General features: G+C 35.5%; 24 protein-coding genes and 2 pseudogenes. 21 read left to right on the forward strand and 5 right to left on the reverse strand.

The window, feature by feature from the left end; translation table 11 throughout:
* Positions 1–160: 160 nt before the first annotated feature.
* Positions 161–1357, forward strand: coding sequence for a hypothetical protein (locus tag ABWU47_RS06175; RefSeq protein ID WP_077188243.1), 1197 nt, complete (start codon positions 161–163; stop codon positions 1355–1357).
* A complete protein-coding gene (locus ABWU47_RS06180; RefSeq protein ID WP_077188244.1) occupies positions 1323–2432 on the forward strand; it encodes a hypothetical protein in 1110 nt (369 codons plus the stop codon). Before ABWU47_RS06175 ends, ABWU47_RS06180 begins: the two co-directional genes overlap by 35 nt.
* A gap of 12 nt (positions 2433–2444) precedes the next feature.
* Here ABWU47_RS06180 and ABWU47_RS06185 read toward each other — a convergent pair whose 3' ends face one another.
* From ABWU47_RS06185 to ABWU47_RS06205, 5 genes are read right to left on the reverse strand one after another with little or no spacing between them, the layout of a single operon-like run.
* Positions 2445–4460 (reverse strand): AAA family ATPase, encoded by a 2016-nt coding sequence (locus ABWU47_RS06185; RefSeq protein ID WP_077188245.1) that lies wholly within the window; start codon positions 4458–4460, stop codon positions 2445–2447.
* A gap of 22 nt (positions 4461–4482) precedes the next feature.
* Complete coding sequence (locus ABWU47_RS06190) at positions 4483–5709, reverse strand: AAA family ATPase (RefSeq protein WP_077188246.1); 1227 nt, start codon at positions 5707–5709, stop codon at positions 4483–4485.
* Positions 5706–6194 (reverse strand): hypothetical protein, encoded by a 489-nt coding sequence (locus tag ABWU47_RS06195; protein ID WP_077188247.1) that lies wholly within the window; start codon positions 6192–6194, stop codon positions 5706–5708. The genes ABWU47_RS06190 and ABWU47_RS06195 overlap by 4 nt, the downstream gene beginning before the upstream one ends.
* 23 nt (positions 6195–6217) lie before the next feature.
* The gene (locus tag ABWU47_RS06200; protein ID WP_077188248.1) at positions 6218–7015 is read right to left on the reverse strand and encodes an ATP-binding protein; all 798 of its coding nucleotides are present in this window, start codon (positions 7013–7015) and stop codon (positions 6218–6220) included.
* A gap of 51 nt (positions 7016–7066) precedes the next feature.
* Positions 7067–7558 carry an RNA polymerase sigma factor gene (locus tag ABWU47_RS06205; RefSeq protein WP_077188249.1) on the reverse strand — a complete coding sequence of 164 codons (492 nt, stop codon included), beginning with the start codon at positions 7556–7558 and terminating at the stop codon, positions 7067–7069.
* Positions 7559–8429: 871 nt separating this feature from the next.
* Between ABWU47_RS06205 and ABWU47_RS06210 the strand changes: the two genes are divergently transcribed.
* From ABWU47_RS06210 to ABWU47_RS06300, 19 genes and pseudogenes are all read left to right on the forward strand, one after another.
* Complete coding sequence (locus tag ABWU47_RS06210; RefSeq protein ID WP_077188250.1) at positions 8430–8900, forward strand: Holliday junction resolvase; 471 nt, start codon at positions 8430–8432, stop codon at positions 8898–8900.
* A 132-nt stretch (positions 8901–9032) separates the two neighbouring features.
* Positions 9033–9503: a hypothetical protein gene (locus ABWU47_RS06215; protein ID WP_077188251.1), complete on the forward strand. Its 471-nt coding sequence runs from the start codon at positions 9033–9035 to the stop codon at positions 9501–9503.
* Between the two features lie 19 nt (positions 9504–9522).
* A complete protein-coding gene (locus ABWU47_RS06220) occupies positions 9523–10998 on the forward strand; it encodes an ankyrin repeat domain-containing protein (protein WP_208571634.1) in 1476 nt (491 codons plus the stop codon).
* Complete coding sequence (locus tag ABWU47_RS06225) at positions 10995–12848, forward strand: phage terminase large subunit family protein (protein ID WP_077188254.1); 1854 nt, start codon at positions 10995–10997, stop codon at positions 12846–12848. The genes ABWU47_RS06220 and ABWU47_RS06225 overlap by 4 nt, the downstream gene beginning before the upstream one ends.
* The gene (locus tag ABWU47_RS06230) at positions 12827–13060 is read left to right on the forward strand and encodes a hypothetical protein (RefSeq protein ID WP_077188255.1); all 234 of its coding nucleotides are present in this window, start codon (positions 12827–12829) and stop codon (positions 13058–13060) included. The genes ABWU47_RS06225 and ABWU47_RS06230 overlap by 22 nt, the downstream gene beginning before the upstream one ends.
* Positions 13044–13361 carry a hypothetical protein gene (locus ABWU47_RS06235; RefSeq protein ID WP_353285632.1) on the forward strand — a complete coding sequence of 106 codons (318 nt, stop codon included), beginning with the start codon at positions 13044–13046 and terminating at the stop codon, positions 13359–13361. Before ABWU47_RS06230 ends, ABWU47_RS06235 begins: the two co-directional genes overlap by 17 nt.
* Complete coding sequence (locus ABWU47_RS06240) at positions 13352–13633, forward strand: type II toxin-antitoxin system RelE family toxin (RefSeq protein WP_010962706.1); 282 nt, start codon at positions 13352–13354, stop codon at positions 13631–13633. The genes ABWU47_RS06235 and ABWU47_RS06240 overlap by 10 nt, the downstream gene beginning before the upstream one ends.
* A 102-nt stretch (positions 13634–13735) precedes the next feature.
* Positions 13736–15158: pseudogene (locus tag ABWU47_RS06245) on the forward strand (phage portal protein).
* Positions 15118–16176 (forward strand): S49 family peptidase, encoded by a 1059-nt coding sequence (locus ABWU47_RS06250; RefSeq protein ID WP_410530065.1) that lies wholly within the window; start codon positions 15118–15120, stop codon positions 16174–16176. The pseudogene ABWU47_RS06245 and the gene ABWU47_RS06250 overlap by 41 nt, the downstream one beginning before the upstream one ends.
* A 67-nt stretch (positions 16177–16243) precedes the next feature.
* Positions 16244–16612, forward strand: coding sequence for a head decoration protein (locus ABWU47_RS06255; RefSeq protein ID WP_077188257.1), 369 nt, complete (start codon positions 16244–16246; stop codon positions 16610–16612).
* A gap of 29 nt (positions 16613–16641) precedes the next feature.
* Positions 16642–17646 (forward strand): annotated as a pseudogene (locus tag ABWU47_RS06260) (major capsid protein).
* 96 nt (positions 17647–17742) lie between these two features.
* On the forward strand, positions 17743–18060 hold the full coding sequence (locus tag ABWU47_RS06265; RefSeq protein WP_077188258.1) for a hypothetical protein: 318 nt from the start codon (positions 17743–17745) through the stop codon (positions 18058–18060).
* Complete coding sequence (locus ABWU47_RS06270; protein WP_410530066.1) at positions 18057–18557, forward strand: phage tail protein; 501 nt, start codon at positions 18057–18059, stop codon at positions 18555–18557. Before ABWU47_RS06265 ends, ABWU47_RS06270 begins: the two co-directional genes overlap by 4 nt.
* Positions 18554–19030 (forward strand): hypothetical protein, encoded by a 477-nt coding sequence (locus tag ABWU47_RS06275; RefSeq protein WP_077188259.1) that lies wholly within the window; start codon positions 18554–18556, stop codon positions 19028–19030. Before ABWU47_RS06270 ends, ABWU47_RS06275 begins: the two co-directional genes overlap by 4 nt.
* Entirely contained in the window at positions 19017–19481 is a 465-nt protein-coding gene (locus tag ABWU47_RS06280; protein ID WP_077188260.1) for a phage baseplate assembly protein V, read from the forward strand. Before ABWU47_RS06275 ends, ABWU47_RS06280 begins: the two co-directional genes overlap by 14 nt.
* The gene (locus ABWU47_RS06285; RefSeq protein WP_077188261.1) at positions 19482–19736 is read left to right on the forward strand and encodes a PAAR domain-containing protein; all 255 of its coding nucleotides are present in this window, start codon (positions 19482–19484) and stop codon (positions 19734–19736) included.
* 2 nt (positions 19737–19738) lie between these two features.
* The gene (locus ABWU47_RS06290; RefSeq protein ID WP_077188262.1) at positions 19739–20074 is read left to right on the forward strand and encodes a GPW/gp25 family protein; all 336 of its coding nucleotides are present in this window, start codon (positions 19739–19741) and stop codon (positions 20072–20074) included.
* A gap of 2 nt (positions 20075–20076) precedes the next feature.
* Positions 20077–20862, forward strand: coding sequence for a baseplate J/gp47 family protein (locus tag ABWU47_RS06295; protein ID WP_077188263.1), 786 nt, complete (start codon positions 20077–20079; stop codon positions 20860–20862).
* Positions 20862–22061, forward strand: a complete 1200-nt coding sequence (locus ABWU47_RS06300) for a phage tail protein (RefSeq protein ID WP_353285633.1) — start codon at positions 20862–20864, stop codon at positions 22059–22061. Before ABWU47_RS06295 ends, ABWU47_RS06300 begins: the two co-directional genes overlap by 1 nt.
* Positions 22062–22063 lie beyond the last annotated feature (2 nt).

Raw genomic sequence — 22063 nt, forward strand, 5'->3', positions numbered from 1 at the left:
CTATTAAACTAAACCAATGCACACCTTATGTCTCGTTTAAGAAAGCTATCTAGTTCACACAAATTCTCCCTAATAAATATACAAGATTTGAAGAAATTATGTCCAAAAAATCTTTGCCTAAATCATCATATTATGTATAACATGGCTTATTTAATATGTTATGGAGATTTATCCAAGTCATAAATTCTGGGAGAGCGACTTAGAAGTTCCTGTTAACCTTTTATTAGATCGTTTTCAGGATTCTAATATACGTCAGTCTTGGTTAGATTCCCTTTCTGGTAAACAACTGAGCATTATTTTTCAGCATTGCTTTAAAAATCATTTAAATGGACAACTTTTTCAAGACGGAGACTACGATGATAGATCCACTCAACAAAAACGTAAGATACTTGCCAGTTACTCTGACTCTCTTTTTAACTATTATCTCATTAGCCACTTTGATCGTACAAAACTTGAGGCTACAGTCAGTGAAGTAGCAAGATTTGCTCTGACTGAGAAGTTAATGAGATCGTATCTGATAAAAAATAATACCAAGTATGATAAAAGATCCTTGTTGTTTTTACTATTTCACATAAATTGTGAATTTCTAAAATCTGTCTATCATTTTGATAAAGTACAAAAGAAAGGTTTCATATCATTTGCTCTACAGAAATCACCAAGACAAATAAACACTTCATTTAAAGAGTTTATGTCACAAGAAGCTGTAGAGCAGATACTTAAGGATGATGACCAGTTGCAGGGTTTTTTCCATCATCAAGATCGAATATATATGTTTGTACGTCGAGGAAGTGACATGGATTTACTGCTTAATTCAAACAAAGTTGTTCATGGTCATAAACCTGAGTGGATGATTTTAGATTTCTCTCTTGATGGCACTCAGGTTAATCTCTGTGCTAAAAATACTAATAAAGCTGTGGAAATAGCAAATAGCATTGTAAGTGGGTATTTTGACTGCGAATGTACTTTTGTAAATATACAAGATAAGAACTTTCCACTACAAGTGCACAAATTTCTTCAAGCATGTATAGAGGGTTCTGATCCTAATATTTGTATATTTGAGTTAAATTTTAAGTCAGATTATTTTAAGAATAGTAATACATATCTTACTTTAAGTGTAAAGCCGTATGATTCTATTGCACCAGAGTTACATATTTTAAAGCCATCTATTGGCAATATACTACAATCTATTCAATCAGCTAAAGTAATGTTCCAAAACAAAAAGGTAACATTTTCTTTCAAAATAAGTGGGGAAGTTTATTATTCAGAGCATCCACTCAATAAAAAAGAAAGAGAGGACCTGAAGAAACATATGGAACAATCTTATGGTCTTAAAATTCTTTCACGAGCAAATTGCTGATCTTTTAAGTTCAAATAGTTCTTGGGTTAATCCAAGTCAAAATCACATTAAAGCAGCAAGATACTTATTTGATCTTGGATGGATACAAATGCAAGAAAGGTATTATATTGTTTGCTCTTGTGAAGAAGATTATCTTGATTGGCCAAATGTAATTGATCCAAGTTGTAGCAATGAGATTTTCATTGATCCAGACTTTGATGAAGCATGTGATGACGCTATTTGTGAAAACTGTTCTCGTCATATTCTGCCTAATACTTATCAAAAACAGAGATTTCATCTCTTATCCATATACTTAAATATAGAGAAAATCATAGACTGGTTTGAAACCGAGTTGAATGATTCAAGACTTATGTGGGAAAAAGTGGAAAAAGGAGTTTATTATGTTTGTAATCAAGGTCGTACTGTAAATCTAATAATCCTTGATTTTTGTACTGATGCAATATTTCTAACTATAGATAAACTTAGAGTCCATCCAACAGTTCTCATTACTCTAAAAAAAGATATACCGAATCTATTATTGAGCCTATATGTAGTGCGAATGGTAGAACTTTTTTGTCAGCTTAAGACTTTAACTGAGATATTTCAAGAAGCAGCTAAAAGAGGAGTACCAGAGGTAGTAGAAAATACTTCTTTGCAAGTTTTACCAGCTTCATATATTTCGCTTAAACGTGTTGAACCAATTATACCAACAAAGCTTTTGGAGTTACAGGTAGTTAAAGGTATGGTATATGTTAATAGCGTTGAAGTTATAAATAAAAAAGCTGTGTCATGTCTTAATATTTTTCGAATATTGTTCAAGCAATTTTTACATGACTGTGAAAAAGAATTACCACCTGAAAAACATACACTTCTCAATATTAATCAGTTAGAAAAACTCTTGGGACTTAGTTTAGAAGCAGATTTAGAACATCAAATCAGAAAACCATTAAATAAAATGCAAAGAACAATCAAAACTACACTTGCTGAGAGATTAGGATTAAGTATTGAACGTGATGATGTGATACAAACCCTTGGTTGGCAAAGATCATCACATGGTTATCGGATTAACCCTTTTACTTTGACTATAAAAAAATAGAATTTCCTGATTTTAAAAATTTTCAGCTCCATGAGTAAATTTTCCAACTCCACGTGCAAATGGTCCTGTTTTTACATCAAGCCATTTATCTTCTTTTGAACCATTAGCCATTCCTTTAACTATTTGCTTTGCTTGTAAAAGCTCTTGAACTATACGCTCTAGTCTATCCCTTCCCATACTATGAAAAACTTCAGGCAGTCTATGTCGTTGTTTATGTATTCCTGCACTTCCTGTGTGAGTAAATGGATGTCCTGAAATAGCAGCTCGCGCAATTGAATCAATAAGATATATTTTAAGATCCTTATCACTAGTATTTTGAGCTTTTAATTGTTCAGTGATGTCTTCTAATAGCCCTGTTTCTTCATTTCTCAGATAAGTACGTACAGTACGATCAGCCAGGCCATTTGCCTTAACAACAGCTCCATAAAATAGTGCATTTTGTCTTGGGATTTTTCCAATTGACCTAAAAATCATTGGTTTAGTTATATCCTCAACAGGCCAAAAAGCAAAAGAACACCTGACTCCATTTACGAGAGCAGAAGTGCCTCGAATAGCATCTCGTGCTTGCTCTACGGTTGATATAGGTTTTTCTCCCTTTAATTTCCTCATATGATGTGCAGTAATGATTGAAGCCCCAGTGCTGCACGCTAAATCAGATAACAAACACATGAGATAATCCCCTACTGCTGGATCAGCATTTAAATCTGCATGAATGAAAGAAGCAAGGGGATCAAATATAATGAGCTTTAAATCCTTTATTCTTCTCAGCTGCTTCATTACCGACTCAAATTCTGGAGAGATTTCTACAACTTTACCGCGAACGTTCTTAAGTATGGTAAGAGATCCTCCGATGTTTGGTAATGGTACAATAAATAGCCTACCTTTATATTTCAATCTCTCGCATTTTGGATCAAGTCGTTCTAAGCGACGATGTATTTCATTTGTATCATCCTCCGCAGAAAATACCACCACAGATCCATGTTCAGTAACAAGTGGACCAAATCCGCATACCTGATCTATGCTACCTGCAACCTTGAGGGCTAGGTCAAGAAGTAGCATACCTTTGCCTGTATCTCCCATTGCAGCCAAAATGGAGGTTACACCCAAAGGAAATAATCCTTCAACCAAGAATCTTTGCTTTGGTACTGGGCCTACAAAACGCTCTACGCTCCAGCTAAAAATATCAAGTGGTGGTTTAATAATTATTTTTCTTGAGTTTTTTTCGATAAATTCTTCAATATTTATTCCCTCTAACACACAATCAGCAGCATCCCAACTCTTTGGTTTATTCGGTGGAATCTTAAGCGTAGCAAGTGATGCAACACCAAGTTCTAAAAGTCTCTTTTCAGCGTTTTTGGTATATTTATTACCTGCTTCATCGTTGTCTGGCCAAATAATAATATGCTTGCCCTTAAGCGGAGTCCAATCTGTTTTATCAATAGGCGCATTTGCTCCAAACGTTGCTGTTGTTGCAGTTATTCCTTTCTCTATAAGTGCTTCTGCGCATTTTTCTCCTTCAACCAGAACAACCTTATCAGATTTTAAAATACCTGGAATGTTGTAGAGTGGCCTTATTTCTGGCTCTTTGAATCTTTGTTTTTTAACATCAAATGGTTTAAACTGTTTTTTCTCTAAAGGAGGATCATAACGGTAGACTATTACAATCAATTGGTTATTTTCATCGTAGTAGTTCCAACTACAAGTTAAGTATTGTTCTAAATTTCTCTGTTCTTTGAAGTTGGTTTTTCCAAGCCATTCACTTATTGAGAGCATTACTTCAGGAAACTCTATTCTCGCATTCTTCCCGTGTACCGTTGCCCAAAGATCAATAATGTCACCACCTTCTCCAGTTGCAAAATCTTTCCATAATCCGGCTCTTTCGCCTGTTAACTCTATTACAGTACTTTTGCCCTTGTTACCCTGTACATCACCTACATAAAACTTATCACCACGAAATGTCCCTCTTGGTAAAAGATGAAAAAGACAAGATCTGATGTTTTGCAAAAGCTGAGTTTTTAGCTCTAGCATAGTGTCGGTTTTTGTGGATAAATTAAGCCGTAGCTATAACTTTAGAGTTCTGCCAACGCCCATTTACTCTGCTAATGAATTTTGCTGGTATTGATTTACCGTTTCTTAGCTCATATACTACTTGCAAGACATTTGCACGTTTATTTGGTTGAAACATTACCATACCAGATGTATAAAAACTTCTTAAAGCATTAGCACCAATTAAAGCTTGAAAAGGACTTTTTGCGAGTGTAGCTGTGGATACTTTTCTGGTATGACGTGTAATAATGATTCCAGCCATAGGATTAATTACAGAACGTAGTTTTTCTACTCTGCTTTGCAGGCCAGAAAACATATTTTCATAGTCAAGAGAATCCAAAACGATAAGATCTATCGTTTTAAATTTTTCTCCTATTATATCTTTTATTCTCTCTATACCTTCATCATTTAAAGTTAATCTCATCTTTGTAGTAACAATCAAGTTTTCCTCTGCTAGATTTGGCAGCCTTTGATTAGTTATGATTTGTTGTATGCGTTCCCTGATATAATTGTACTCCATCTCATTTTGCAGATAGATTATTTTTAGTGGCCTTGCTGACTTCATCTTAAGAAACGACACTCCTGCTGCAAGATGTGCAAGCAAAGAGAGAAGAAAATAACTTTTGCCAACCTTTGGCGTACCACCAATGACTAAAAGACCACCTGGAGTGAGAATTCGTGGAGCTATTATATCTTCTGGTATTGGTGATTGATCACTTAAGTACTGCTTTACAGAAAATATTTTTTCTTCTCTTTTCCGCCCTTTTTTTTCTCCACTCTTTGATTTTTTATTGAGCCACTTTCTAGCAGAATATATATCACCCTTAATTAAAATCCAAAGATCAATAATATCACCACCAGTTCCTTCAGTAAAATTACGCCAATCACCAGCTTCCTTACCTACTATTTTAACTGTAATTGTATTTCCATTTAAGTCTCCAATATAAGTTTTTTCTCGGTAAAACTCACCATTTGGAAGTAGGTAAGAAACACACTCCTTGATATTATCAATCAATAACATCTTTAACTCTTTTTGCTTTTTAGACATAAAATTCCCATACATATTTTTCATACGTGTAAAGTTGAGATTAGCTAGCTCACAAACAGTTTCAAAAGATTTTGAATTCAGCCAATTAATTGCTTCTTCTCTTAGCTTTGGGTTTTTTCCTACTGCGTCCTGAATACCTCTAGTAACGACAGCAGACCAAAGCTTTTCCTCGTCGTACTTCAAAATGGTACTCTGTCAATTTCATAATTTTTGCGGTATTCTGGAGTAACTACCGAGGCAATTTTGTTCTTCTCTCCATATTCATCAGTTATAACACTTACCTTTACTGTAAACTCTAAGCCATTTAATTCTGCAACTGAATTTAACTTACGAGCAAGGATTGCATTTTCTGAGTTATCATGTGGATGAATGTCACGTGCCGATTCCAAGATACTGCGAAGCATAGAACGACCCATTTCTCCCCAAGTATCTTCTGCTTTACTACTTTTAATACCAATTATTTGATAAATTTTGTGCTTTGCGTATGGGCCTTCAATAACGGTAAATTCTGTATTTAAATAAATGCTACCGGTAGTGGGGCTTTTAGTAAACCAATGCTCATAACCTCCAGGCTTGATTGTCATTTTTACCTTTACTATTGTACCTTTTGGTATCAATCTACTTTGCGGTTTTACAGTGTTAAAATCAGTTAATAGGTTTTGTAACATATATCACTCTCCATGTTTAAATTTTAAAACTTGCTTTTAATCTTTGTAAGCAGCTTGCCTAAATGCGGTTCTTCAACCATACTCAGGCGTCCACTGCGGTCTTTAGCTGGGTATCCCCAAGGGTTTAAAGTGTGGCAAACAAAAGAGCGTTTCTCCGTTCCATCATCTCTCTTGATTCCAACCATACTGATTACTTCATCAACTATTCCAGGAATCTCACTAGCAGTTTTAGTCCCTTCGCATTGAGGTAGCCAAATTGGACGATTGAAATCATCGAGATATTGACCTAAAGTGCCAACTATGATGATGTCTTTGTCTCTGATGTGTTGAAATTGATTGAGCCAAGCCATCATTTCCTGAGCAAGTAATCCATATGCAGCTCTCATGTCCTGTTTTCCCGATCTCTCAGAAAAAGCCTCAGGTTGCATTTTTGCCCATAATAGACATAAACGTGAAGCAACGGTTATACTATCTACAAAGATGCATCGGTATTTAGAAAACTCAGGGAAAAGATCTTTGTACTTACCAGATACATGTTCATGGTGTCTTTGGCTATATGCTTGATCATACTTCAGCGCAGGATTAGGCCCCCCTATAAGACAAGCAATATCTCTAGCTTCATTCCAAGTGCGAAGACTAATTGAATCTCCTTGCCAATCTTGAACAGCAAGAAGCCCTGCTTCAAAATCAAGGCAAAGTGTTGGTTCATCTACGGTCTTTAGGAGACTTGTTTTACCAATACCATAAGGACCAAAGATGACCATTTTTACAGTTGATATTGTTTGCAATCTTTCATTATTATTCAAAATTTTAAGAACCATTATTTATCCATGCTACGATGTATATATATACAAGAAAGGCAAAAATTTTGTTCAATTTTTCTTTTTGCCTTCGTAGTAAATAGGAGAAAGTTTGGCACGTATCTTCTTGATAATATTGTTTAAAGTGGTTCTTGAAACGTTGTTCATTTTGGCAACTTCATGTAAGTTAAAAAATTTAAGTTGCTCACATATATTTTGCCATTCCTTTGGTAAAACCGAGATCATATAGTCTACATCAATGCGTTTTGTTATTTCACCCTCAAGTAGCTCTGTTACATCGATGCTAATATAGTTATTGATATCGCGTTTTGCACATCGCTGTTTCTTTAACAGGTTAATAGCTTTATTTTCAGTTAATCTTGCTACAAAGGTGTTAAAGCTACTTTTATCTTCATCATACTGATCAAGGCATGGCCAAATTTCACAGAAGAGTTCTTGTTCAAGGTCTTCGTTATTCTCATCAATAAAGCACTTAGCAAGTTTTAGTCTATAGGCTTGGTATTTTACGTTTTTAACAATTATAGCTATATTTTTTAATTTCATGGTTTTCCCTAAAACAAATTAATGCTTTAAGGATGGAAGTTATTAATGCCCTTATGTAGGACAGGAGCAAAAATAAATAATACTGATGCAATTTTTAATCTATTGATATTCTATTGTTTTTTTTTGAGAATAATACTGATGCAATTTAAAATAATACAGTTCAGGTTTTTGGAACCTATTTTGAATGGATTTCAATATTTTTAAGAATGGGTAGCTCAGGCTTCCTAAAGTTATATTAAAAACATATAAGAATTTCATATTTTGAAATTCAATATCACCTAAAGAGCTAAAAATGTGGATTTCGCTATTAAAAGAATAGCTTAAATTTTTAAGAGGAAAATAGTTGAAAAGTATGCTCTCTATAACCTTAAGTTCCGTTCCTAATTACTGGCTTCCTAAATCAGGAATTAGGAAGCAGGAATCTAGAATTAGCCTGTATGGCAGGTTTTCACCATGCGTTCCTAAAACCGTTCCTAGGAACGGCATATCTGAAGTCCGCCAATATGGAGGATTCTAGCTTCCTGAAACCCTTATATATAATATATATATAATACATATATAAAAATATACACATATATAAAAACATATAAAATATAAGAGTAGAATAATAAAAACCTCTAAAAGTAGAGAAACCCGTTTGAAAGGTCTTCAAATTCAAGAATTATAAAAAAAATTCCTAAAAATTTGAAGATTTTTTGGACGAAAATTTTTCAAATCTTGTATATATATGTACACAACAATTGAAAGGCTTGGTAAACAAACTGGCTGTAAAAGAGCTTTTATGTTAGTTGTTAAATTTCGAAAATTAAAGATTTTTTGGACGTAATTTTTTCAAATCTTGTATATATATGTACTCGGCAATTGAAAGGAAATGCTCACCCTAGATCTTGGCAAACAAACCGGCTGGACTATTTTAAATGATGGAATAGTGCAAAGTGGAAGTAAGAGTTTTCATGTTAGCAGGTTTAGTGGTGGTGGAATGCAGTTTTTAAATTTTCGTAATTGGCTTAATTCACTTAAGTATAAATTTCCAGGCATTGAAGTTGTATACTTTGAAGAAGTGAGAAGACACTTGGGAACTGATGCTGCACATATCTATGGAGGGTTTTTAGCACACCTTTCTGCTTGGTGTGAAGAAAGTAATATTCCCTATCAAGGTGTTTCGGTTAAGACTATTAAACGTTTTATAACTGGCAAGGGCAATGCAAGTAAAGCTGATGTAATTGAAGCAGTGCAGGAAAAGGGTTTTTGTCCAACAGATGATAATGAAGCAGATTCTTTAGCATTAATGTTCTATGTTATGAATTTTAGTAAAGATTTCAATACGTTGAAAATATCATAAAAAGTGGGTCCTTTTGGCCAGGCTGGCGGGTTTGGTGGTCCCGACCTCAGGCCTTCTTTAGCGTTAGACATATTTCAAATGTTAACTACTTACGAAATTATAGCTGAGCAGTGCTAAAAAGGAGAAAAAAAGGTGAGAATTACGCAAGCAGAGTGGGCAAGGGAAAAAGGGTTTTCGAGGCAATATGTCTGTTCTTTGGTAAAGAAAGGAATTGTTGAACTCAAAGATGGGCTCATTGACCGAGAACAAGCAAATGAAGCGGTGGCAGCAATAAGAGATCCAAGCCAGCCGCTGAGAAGAAAGGAGAGCGGAGAAAAGCTTTCCACGATGTTGCTAAAAACGCGAATAAAAAATGAAACGGAGCGTGGTAAACTTTTGGAAGCTAGAGTGAAAGCTGAAGTAGGCAAATTTGTGTCAATCGAAGAAGTAAAAAATGAAGCATTTAATGTAGCAAGGGTTGTCCGTAATAATTTACTTAATATTCCAAATAGAGTTTCAGCGCTGCTTGCATCACTGAGTGACACTGAAAAGATTCATATGGCGCTAACTGAAGAGATTACAAACTCATTACAAGAATTATCTAATACTAAATTTCAAATATAAAAAAGATTTTGAATATAAAATGGCTGATAACTTAAGTTTGGAGTTAATAAAGTGTCTCATCAATCAACCTGGATTAGATGTTAATGTTAGAGGATTAAATGGAAAGACACCACTACATTGTGCTATAGAATTTGATGAATTAAGCATGGTGGATTTGTTACTCACGAAGAAGAATATTAATCCTTTTGTGGAAGATAATGAAGGTAAAACATCTCTTGATTACGCCAAAGAAGGGAAAAAAGCAGAAATATTACAAGCGCTAATTAATAACAAGTACGGGTCAGAACAAGATAGCTTACTTCATTTAGCTGCAATGATAGGTGAAGTTAATGCAGTTAGATATTTGATAGGAAAAGGTATTGACGTTAATGTACAAAATGCTTTGCACCATACTCCATTACATCTAGCAGCAGGCATAGGACATGCAGAAGTTGTAAAGATTTTGATAAGAGAAGGAAATGCTGAAATCGAGGTTTTTGATGCACGAAATCAGACACCGATGCACTATGCAGTTAACAACAAAAAATTGGAGATAGTAAAGTTATTACTGGAGCTAGGAGCAGATGTAAATAGCGCACGTGTAGGACAAAACTCGATGAAATTATCACCTATTCATATAGCTGTAAGTAATACTAATTACGATGAAAGAGACTTATGTCTTGATATCCTCAAATGCTTAATAAAGGAGCCTAATGCTCAAGTGAATCTACAAGACTACGAAAATAAAACACCTCTACATTACGCTGAAAGACTTAAAACAATAGAGGTCTTACTAACGCGAGAAGATATAGATCCTCTGGTAAAAGACGATAGCGGCAAGACACCATTTGATTATGCTAAACCTGAGATAAAGAAGATCTTGATGAACAATAAGTATGGTCCTGAAAAGAACAGTCTACTCCATTTAGCTGCACAAAAAGGAGTTGTAGAGTCTATTTTAAAAGAAGAAATTGATATTGATATTTCAAATAATAAAGGTCTATCACCGATTTACCTTGCTGCAGAAAAAGGTCATTTACATGTGGTAAAGTTATTGCTGAAAAAAGGAGCAAACTATACACCTGTTTTGCACTTAGCAATCAAGTCAAATAATTTAGAATTACTTAAAGTTTTATTCAATGAAAAAAATGGAGCGTTACTCTGCAGAGATACCGTTGTTAATTTTCCAACCCTTCATAATAAATATATAGCACAGAGAGAAATAGCAGATAAAAGGATGAAAAAACATAATAATATTATCTGCATCTGTATTACAGTTAGCGCAGTAGCAATGGCAGCATATATAGGTTTAACGGTAACAGCAATAAGCAGTGCAATCATTTTTGCAACAATAACAGGGGTATTTGCGCTTGTTATAGCAATAATGATAAGTGAGATGAGCAAAAGATATATAGAAAAAGAGTTTCAGAAAAAGATGTTTATGGAACTGGAAGAGTGTAGTTCTACTGTTAACGATGTTGAAATAGAACCAATTATGAGTAGATGCAGACAATGATATACGCTAGAGCTTTTTCTGAAGGTTTAAGACCAGATCCCCAGCTTAAAGTATCAGAGTGGGCGAATGAGTATCGAGTTCTATCCCCAACTGCAGCATCAGAGCCAGGTAAATGGAGAACGGAAAGAACTCCTTATTTAAAAGAAATCATGGATTCACTTTCTCCGTCCTCACCAACAGAAAAAGTAGTATTCATGAAAGGAGCGCAGATTGGGGGAACAGAAGCTGGTAACAATTGGATTGGCTACATCATAGATCAGACTCCTGGTCCAATGCTGGTAGTACAGCCAACAGTTGAAATGGGAAAACGTTGGTCAAAAGGAAGATTTGCGCCGTTAATAGAGAGTACGCCATGTTTAAAGAGTAAAGTAAAAGACCCAAGGTCAAGAGACTCAGGCAATACTGTACAAAGTAAGGAATTTCCAGGTGGAATAGTAGTAATAACTGGAGCAAACAGCAGTGTAGGACTGAGATCTATGCCAGTAAAGTATCTCTTTCTTGATGAGATTGATGCGTATCCAGGAGATTCAGGAGGAGAAGGAGATCCAGTACTGCTTAGTATTGCTCGAACTAATACATTTGCAAGGCGAAAGATTTTTTTAGTATCAACACCAACGATTCATGGAATAAGCAGAATTGAGAAGGAATTTGAAGCAACAGATAAGAGATACTTTTTTGTTCCATGTCCGCATTGTAATTACTATCAAGTTTTAAAATGGTCACAAATAAAATGGGAAGATAAAAATCCAAATACAGCACACTATATATGTATAGAATGTGGTAAAAAGATAGAAAATCATCAAAAGACAGAGATGCTTGAACTTGGAGAATGGAGACCTACTAATAGAGTAAAAGGTGAGAAAAAAGGATTTCATCTTTCAAGTCTTTATAGCCCAGTTGGCTGGTATAGTTGGACTCAAGCAGTAGAGGATTTTCTCCATGCGAAAGAAAGTGAACAATTACTGAAAGTTTGGATAAATACTACGCTTGGAGAAACCTGGGTAGATAAAGGAGAAGTACCGGACTGGAAGCAATTATTTAACAGGAGAGAATTTTTTCAGATTGGCATAGTACCAAAAGGCGAAGTAGTTCTCACAGCAGGAGTAGATGTTCAAAAAGATCGCTTGGAAGTAGAAGTTGTAGCCTGGGGAAAAGGCAGAGAAAATTGGTCAATAGACTACCGAGTATTTGAAGGAGATACAGGAGGTAGGGAAGTATGGGGAAAACTCTCTGAGCTCTTAAATCATCATTTTATCGGTGAAAATGGGCTTGAGTATATGATAAGCATGATGGCAGTAGATGCAGGATATGCGACACAAGAAGTATACAATTGGGTGAGAAGTCATCAAGGCTGTGGAAGAGTAATGGCAGTCAAAGGTGTAAATAAAGCACTAGTACCACTTAGCAGCCCAAGTAGAGTAGATATAACAGTTGGTGGTCAAAAGCTGAAAAGAGGAATAAAGCTGTGGCCAGTAGGGGTATCGATATTAAAGTCAGAGCTTTTTCAGCTACTTAATATTTTAAAAAGCGGGGAAAAAGAGAAAGTGCCAGCAGGATATTGTCATTTTCCTGAGTATGCACCTGAATATTTTAAGCAGCTAACGGCAGAGCAATTAGTCAGTAAAGTAGTGAAAGGATATACAAAACAAGAGTGGCAAAAGGTAAGAGAAAGAAATGAAGTACTAGATTGCCGAATTTACGCAAGAGCAGCATCTATTGCGCTTGGAATTGATCGTTGGCCAGAGAGTAAATGGAATAGTTTGAGTGGAAAAATGGAAAGCAAAAAGCCTAAAAAAGTAAGGCAAAGCCAATGGTTGAATGAGAAGAAATGTATAACGAAGAATATTTAATTCAAGTCGAAGAAGCGATAAAGAAACTACAAAATGGAGAGAGAGTAGTATCAATTGCATATGGTGACCATATTGTACGGTACGGGGAAGTTCAAATAAAGGATTTATTGGAGCTCAGGCAACGAATAAAAGCGGGGTTAAAAGTTGCGGGCATGAAGCCAAAGAGGAAAATTGTTTTTTCAACGAGTAAGGGGATTGACAAAATTATATAAAAGTGTTACAATTCGAAGTTGGTATCTTGCAGTGAATAATATGGATCAAAATCAAGGGAGGATTAGTGTTAATGTAAATTTTGAGGGGGAGTTTGCTCATTACCTTATAGAAATGGCGAAAGTTCAAAATAGACCTATAGAAGAGATTGTAAAAGATCTAGTAGAAGAAGAACTTGAAGTAAGTAAACTATCTGAAGGTGACGAAATGGATGAAGGAGAAATAGCTCTACTTGAACTTGCTGCTAAACGTAATGTTCCTGGAGCAAAAATAATTAGGCATGAAGATATCAAGTGGGAATAATTTACCAAATTGGTTATTTAGAAGGTGTAGATACCGAAGATCTTCCTTCTCTTCCGAAAACAATACGGTTAAGGGTGCAAAAAGCTATAGAAAAACGTCTCACAATTATTCCTGATAAAGTAGGTGAGGCTTTATCGCATAAATGGGTAGGCTACTTTAGGTTGCGTGTTGGCGATTATCGAGTCATATACTTAATAGATAACTCAGAGCACATGGTCAAGATTGCAGCAATAGGACATCGAAAAGAAATTTATAAACGTAGTCCAGAGTAATGACTCTCTACATACAATCTGTTAAACAAATTCTCTAGCAACTTGCTATAATTTTTCAATGTCAAATTGTGCAACAACTTGCTGCATAATTAAAGAGGCAAAATGTTATTAAAATCATTCAAGCAATTATTTAACAAACCAAAGATAAAAAGCTCTGCATGGGATGCAGCAGGGTCAGGAAGAAGATTTTTTCACTTTCAACCAGAGTCAGGAAGTATAAATAATTTGCTGTCTCAAAGCCTTGAAACTTTACGTAGTAGATCACGTGATATGGTGAGAAAAAATCCATATGCAGCAAATATCATTGATACAATAGTAAGTAACTCTATTGGAACAGGAATAAAACCACAATCAAAAGCAAGAGATGGAGAATTTCGAAAGAAAATACAAGAATTATGGCTAAAATGGACAGATGAAGCGGACAGTAATGGAGTAAGTGATTTTTATGGATTACAAGCTCTAGTATGCAGAAGTATGATAGAGGGAGGAGAATGTTTTGTACGTTTAAGAACGAGAAAGCTGGAAGATAGATTTTCTGTGCCATTACAACTGCAAGTACTTGAGTCTGAACATTTAGATAATAAAACAAATCAAACTTTAGGAAATGGTAATGTAATAAGAAACGGGATTGAGTTTAACAGGCTTGGGCAAAGAGAAGCTTTTTTCCTTTTTCGAGAACATCCAGGAGAAGGCTCATTTGGAGAATCAGTGAGAGTGCCAGCAAATGATGTTTTACATATTTATAGACCATTAAGACCTGGGCAAATTAGAGGGGAGCCATGGCTTTCTAATATACTGCTAAAGCTTTATGAGCTTGATCAATACGATGATGCAGAGCTGGTGAGAAAAAAGACAGCAGCAATGTTTGCAGGGTTTATTACAAGACTTGATCCTGAAGCAAATATTTTAGGTGAGGCGCAAGCAAATAAGCAAGGAGTAGCACTATCTGGCCTGGAACCTGGAACAATGCAGCTTTTAGACCCAGGAGAGGACATAAAATTTTCAGAGCCATTCAGATGTTGGAGGAAGTTATGAAGCATTCATGAGACAGCAACTGAGGGCAATAGCAATAGGTACAGGGATAACATATGAGCAGCTAACAGGAGATTTAACCGGTGTTAATTATTCATCAATCAGAGCAGGATTAATAGAGTTTCGTCGTAGATGCGCTATGCTGCAACATAACATTATGGTATTCCAATTTTGCAGACCAGTATGGAGTAGATGGCTAGAACTTGCCACTTTATCTGGAGAGCTTTCTACAACAGATAATCAAGTATTTAAAGAAGTAAAATGGATACCACAGGGATTTGATTGGGTGGATCCACTGAAAGACCAGCAAGCACAGCAAATGGCAGTAAGGAATGGATTTAAGAGTCGATCGGAAGTAGTATCAGAAATGGGTTACGATGTAGAAGAAATTGATCAAGAAATAGTAGAAGATCAAAAGCGAGCTAATTCTTTTGGACTTTGTTTCGATTCTGATGTTAATCATAAAAGGGGAGGAAGTGGTGTGGATAAATAAACCAGTAATGGTAGAGAGAAGAAGCTTTGAACTACTATCATTATATAACAGCAAACAACCTATCTTTAAGAACTTAAAGCATTTTCATATAAACCCAAAAGGAATAGCAATAATACGTATTTATGGAGTTTTGACAAAAAAAACAGAAGCTTTTGATCATATTTTAGATATGACTTCGTATGAAAATATTCATGAAGAGATAGAGAGCGCTTTAGAAGATAAAAGCATAGAGACGATTCTACTTGACATAGACAGTCCAGGAGGGGAAGTAAACGGTGTCTTTGACCTAGCTGATTTTATTTATGAATCAAGAACAAAAAAGAGAATTATTGCAATAGCAAATGATGATGCATATTCTGCTGCGTACGCTATAGCCTCTAGCGCTGAAAAGGTATTTGTGAGTAGAACTTCAGGAGTAGGAAGTATAGGAGTAATAGCAAGTCACATAGATCAAAGTAGGTTTGATGAAAGGCAAGGTATTAAGTATACCACAATCTTTGCTGGTAGTCGAAAGAATGATTTAAATCCGCATGAGCCAATGACGTCTGAAAGTCTGGAAAGCTTACAAAAAGAAGTAGACCGACTATATGAAATGTTTTTGCAGCTAATAGCAAGGAACAGAGGTCTTTCAATTGAAAAGATTCGATCAACAGAAGCAGGGCTATATTTTGGCGAGAAAGCAGTAGAAATAGGTGTTGCAGATGGAGTTACAACATTTTTTGAATTTATCAATAATCATAAAAGTAGGAGTGTTAGTATGACAACTAATGAGTTAACTGAGGAAGGCTACGAGAACTGTCGTAGAGAAATTTTAGAGATAATAAGATTATGTAATATATCAAAGATGCCAGAAAAGATAGGAGAATTTATAGAGCAAAGCGTGAGTGTTGAGCAAGCCAGGGAAGTTTTAATGGAATTACTTGCAGAGCGAACGAAAAAGACAGAGATACTGAGTGCAATACCACAGAATTCAGGAGAAGATTTAATGATACAGGTAGCAAGAAGTCGTAGGAGTTAAAGTATTTTTATAACCGCCGTATATAGCATTGATAAAAGCGGCGGTAAGCAGTTAAGGAGAGAAATTTATGAGTTGTATAAGTGAACAAAATAATCTAGGTGACTTATTAAAGTATGAGGCATCAAGTCTATATTCAAGAGACCAAATAACGGTAGCAAAGGGTCAAAATCTGAAGCTAGGGACAGTTGTTGGTCGTGATAAAGACAACATGATTAGGATAATAAATCCAACTGCCACAGATGGCACACAAACAGCAATAGGTGCAATAGTAAGTGATGTAAATGCGACAGAAAATGCCAAAGCAGTAATTATTACTCGTAGTGCAATGCTAGCTGATTATGCAGTTGTATGGCCAGCAAATATCACTGAAGAGCAGAAAAATGCAGCAATAAAGCAACTTGAAGGACGAGGGATCATCATCCGCAAAGGGGTCTAGTAAATAATAAAAAACATAAAGGGGAAAAAATGCAAAATCCATTTACAAATACAGCATTTAGCATGACGGCACTAACAAATGCGATGAATATATTGCCGATAAATTATGGACGTGTTGAAAATTTAAATTTGTTTCCAAGTAGGTCAGTAAGATTTAGACATATTACCATAGAAGAACACAACGGAGTATTAAGTTTACTACCAACGCAAGTTCCAGGAGCACCAGCAACAGTAGGAAAACGTGGTAAAAGAAAAGTAAGAACATTTACGATTCCACATATTCCTCACGATGATGTAGTGTTACCAGAAGAAGTACAAGGAATAAGAGCATTTGGATCAGAAAGTGAACTGAAAGCGCTGGCAGATGTAATAACTGATCATTTGCAGCTAATGAGAAACAAACATGCAATAACGTTGGAGCATTTGAGAATGGGAGCGCTGAAAGGAATAATTTTAGATGCTGATGGGTCAGAATTATTAAATCTGTACAACGAATTTGAAATAACACCAAAAGTAGTAAATTTTGCACTGGGAACAGCAACAACAGATGTAAAACGTAAGTGTCTGGAAGTATTGCGGCACATAGAAGATAATCTAAGTGGTGAATATATGACCGGGATTCATGCCTTGGTAAGTCCTGAGTTTTTTGATGCACTTACTTCTCATACTAAAGTGAAAGAAGCATATGAGAGATGGCAAGAAGGAGCAGCACTTCGAAATGACATGAGGTCAGGATTTACGTTCTGTGGAATAACATTTTAGGAATATAGAGGGCAAGCAACTGATCCTGAAGGAACCGTGAGAAGATTTATTGAGAAAGATACAGGGCACTGTTTTCCAGTAGGAACAGCGAGCACATTTACAACATATTTTGCACCAGCAGACTTTAATGAGACAGTAAATACTCTTGGACAGCCACTTTATGCAAAACAAGAGCCAAGAAGATTTGATAGAGGAACTGATTTGCATACGCAGTCAAATCCTCTGCCAATGTGCCATAGACCTGGCGTATTAGTAAAAATCGCTATAGCATAACATACTGGTAGAGTAACTACAAGGTGGTGAGGCACAGAACGACTCTACCGGTATGCGCTTTCTTAGCATGTAAAGGTTAGTATATCAAAAAGAAATATGCAAGAGAATATTAAGCGATTATTGGAGGATTGTTTTAAGCATCTAGGAGTGGAAGCCATATATTGTAATAAAAATAAGGCGGACATTCGTAAAATAAAAGTGCTAATTAAACGTCCTGAGACTACGTACTCTCTAGGTGCAGATGGAGCATTAACTCAGCAAATTGCTTCTGTAGAAATACGTGATCAGGACGTTACTTCCTTTAGCATAGGCGATTATATCAAGATTGAAAAAAGGTTCTACAAGATTTTTGAACCACCGTTAAAAGATTCTTCGAGTGAAATATGGAAAATTGAGGCAATAGAAAGTGTTTGATTAGTAACAATATTAATGAAATAATCTCCAATGTTGAAAGAAAAGAGCAGAAAATAAAACTGGCAGCTATAAAAGCGTTAAACAAAACGGCACTATGGTTAAAAGCGCAAGCAGCTAAGGAAATCAGTGAGGAAAAGAAGGTAAAATTAAGTTTGATAAGAAAGAGATTAAGAATTTTTAAGGCGAAAACTAGCAGATTAGAAGTGTTAATTAGAGCAAATCTCTATGACATTAGAGCATCGACAATTGGCAAAATACAAAAAACAAGAAGAGGATCGAAAGTAGGAAAGCATGAGTTTATAGGAGGATTTGCAGCAGTTATGCCAAAAGGAAATAGCGGTATGTTTAAACGTGAAGGAAGGGCAGCATTGCCAATAAAGGAAGTTAAGTTGCCACTAGAACCTGAGGTTTCAAGGATAATAGGGAATCTTGTTAATTATGAAGTTGAAGAAGTCTTTACAAAGTTTTTTGAAAGTGAATTGAGCTATAAAGGATGAATTTGAAAGATTTACATGATAAAATTTGTACCACGCTGAAGAGAGAAATACCAGCAATTCAAACTTGTGAAATTTATCCATCGATAAGAAAAGAATTATTAGCGCCAGCGTTATTTGTAGAGCTTGTGAGTTTAGAATCGGGAAAAGATCCTGGAACAGAGGAATTAGCGCTGAAAGCAAGATTTGAAGCACGAATTGTGATTGATAGCACAATAGAAAATGCCCCTATTATTGTCAGAACATTAGCTGCTGAGGTTGCGAAAGTAGTAAATAAAAATACTTGGAACGTGAAAAATGTTTCACCAGGAGAATTTATATCAGGAGGAGGAGATGACTTTAGACCAGAGCTCGATGCATATTTAGTGTGGATGGTTGAATGGGTGCATACAATACACGTAGGGAGATCTATTTGGAAAGAAGGAAAATTTATGCCACACAAAATAGAAATCGGTGAAATAAATGTTAGAAAATAATTTTGCGATTTCGGAACTACAGAGGAAAATGGCCAACATTGTTCGTATAGGAGTTGTAAAAGAAATAGATTATGAAAAAGCAAAAGTAAGAGTTAAAATAGGAGAATTTTTAACAGATTGGTTGCCATGGATAACAAGCAAAGCAGGAAAAGATAGAAATTGGTCTCCGCCAGATATTGATGAACAGGTTATGGTATTTTCTCCTCTTGGTGAACTATCATTAGGAGTAGTATTAGGAGGAATATATCAGGAAAAATACTCTGCACCAGAGAATAAAAAAGAAATAAATAGTGTAAAGTTTCAAGATGGGACAAAGTTTACATATGATAAGGAAAAACATCATTTAGAGATTGAAGTAGTAGATAAAATAACACTGAAAGCTGGGGAATCGAGCATAGAGATGACGAAGAGCAAAATAAAACTGAAAGCAGATAGAATAAACCTTAATTAAATGAATAAGTCGATTGCACGAGTAGGAGATTATTGTGTAGAAGTAACACCGCATTTTTGCATTAGTGGGAGTGACAATGTTTTTGTAAATGATTTTCCAATTTGCAGGCAAGGAGATGGTTTTAGTGGGGGAAAGATAATGGCTCAAGGGTCGAAAGAAGTGTTTGCAAATGGGTTTAGTGTAGGAAGAGTAGGAGATATAGTTTCATGTGGGTTTAAAGTAATAAAAGGCAGTGAAGACGTGTTTGCAGGCTAAAAATGAAAGGGATGGATGCTAAAACAGGAAAAGCGTTAGAAGGAATAGAGCACTTAAAGCAATCGATAATTGATATACTGACCACTCCTATTAACAGTAGAATAATGAGGAGAGATTATGGGTCAAGACTATTTGAATTAGTAGATAAGCCAATAAATAGAGATTTAACACTTGAGATATATGCAGCAACTGCAGAAGCTTTGAAAAAATGGGAAAAGAGATTTAAGTTAGAAAAAGTAAAAGTTGAAGGAGTAAAAGAAGGGAGAGTAACATTGAATTTAGAAGGTGTCTATCTTTCAGAAGGTAAGTTCATAAATATTAATGGAGTAGTTGTTTAAAAATGCAGCAGCCAAATATTATCGAACCACTGAACTTTGAAGAGATTTTTGCTCGGATGAAGGAAGAGTTAGTCTGTAGAGATGAAACCTTTTCAGCATTAGTAGAATCCGATCCAGCAATGAAGGTTCTGGAAGTAGCAGCGTGGAGAGAACTTTTGCTCAGACAAAGGATAAACGAAGCTGTAAAGGGTAATTTACTTAAATTTGCAACGGGAGAAGATCTTGATAATTTAGCTGAGTTTTATGGAGTGGAGAGGCAGAAAGAAGAAGAGGATGAACGATTTAGAAAAAGAATTAAAGCAAAGATAGTAGGCTCAAGCACGTGTGGAAGCAAAGAACACTATCGATATCATGCACTGTCAGCAGATAGTAGAGTAAAAGATGCACTAGTGGAATCAACTATACCAGGGAAAGTACAAATTTCAATCTTATCAACAACAACTGGCATAGCGTTAGAAGAGCTACTTAAAATTGTAAAAAAGCAGGTTACTAGAGATGATATAAGGGTTTTAACAGATACGATAACAGTAATTGGTTGCAATATTACGGAAATAGATATTCACAGCAGAATGAGTATAAGTTCTGTAATATCAAAGGAGGAAATTAAGGAACAGTGCATTAAGAAGTTTGAAGCAAGTAGAAGGTTGGGATGGAGTGTTACAAGATCATGGATAATAGCGAATCTATTTGTAGAGGGTGTAGAGAATGTAGAATTAATAGAACCAAAAGAGGATGTTGTGGTGCTAGGTAACGAGTGTGCAAATTTGCGAAATTTAAAGATTGAGTAATGCTATTACCCCCAAACGCAACAAAGCAAGAGCAAGCATTGGTTTATGCAACAGATTATAAGGTTGATCCAAGCTGTATAAGAGGGTTTAAATTTAGATTAGAAGAGGAAACATTGCCGTGTTTGATTGAGGAATATGAATTGGGGGAAATACTACGTTGGATAAAGGATAAAAGAAAAGCTGTAATAGAAGGAGTAAAATTTCAAAGACTACGTGGAACACCTGCATCACTTAAAATAGCACTAAAATGGGCAAATATAGAAGATATTACAATTATTGAGGAGCCACCTGGTAAACATTTTTTCGAGTTGCAAATAGGAATAAGAGATGTTCCAAATGACTTTTTTGTAGATGCAGTAGTAGAGCTGACAAAACTATCATTACCTGCAAGATCCAGATTGATGAGAATTTTTAACGATTATTATAATGCGCAGAGATTTATATTGGATGAGAGTTTATTTGGAGATCTTCTTTCTGACTATTCAGGGGTAAAAATAGAAAAAGATGGACCAGTGTTATCATTTGGAAGAGTAAATTTTTTCAGTTCTAGTGGTCCAGTTATTAGGATTATAGAAAACTATCTACGCGATCATTATGAACGAGCTTTAAGCAATGATATATATCGCCTAGATGTAGCAATCCTTGGAGAAACTGAGCCTCACACAAGGGATTATAAAGGCATCTATGAAAGAGATCATTTGTGGTACAACTTAAAAGCACTATATCCATTACCACAGAGTTTATTACCATCGATTAAATTTGCAAAAGCACAGATAGTATTATCGGACAGTTGGAATTTAGGAGAAATAAACACATGTTTTCCAGTTGGTAGTATAGAGGAAAGAGGGAATAAATTTGTATTGGGAAGCGATAAACTTTCAGGGCAACATTGGAGTTTAAAACACAAGCCAATTTTAGAAAGGTTTAGCGTTACTCACTACTACAAAGTAGAAAATTATACAGATCAGAAGGTCAGAAAATATGTTTTAGCAGAACACAACGTTTACTATAAAAATGATTTGGATTCAGAGCAAAAAGACTCAATACACGAATTAGAAAAGCACATTTTAGTATTTTATCCAGGAGTACTGAAATGGCACGAACATCGACATTTGCACAGAAGTTGGAAAAATACTCAACCACTATCGGCTGAGAGCCGAAAGGTTGGATATAGCTCTGGAAGCGCGATGAGAAGCTAAAG

Origin of the sequence: Wolbachia endosymbiont (group A) of Gastracanthus pulcherrimus (genome assembly GCF_964028265.1) — a bacterium.
Taxonomy (GTDB): Bacteria; Pseudomonadota; Alphaproteobacteria; order Rickettsiales; family Anaplasmataceae; genus Wolbachia; species Wolbachia pipientis.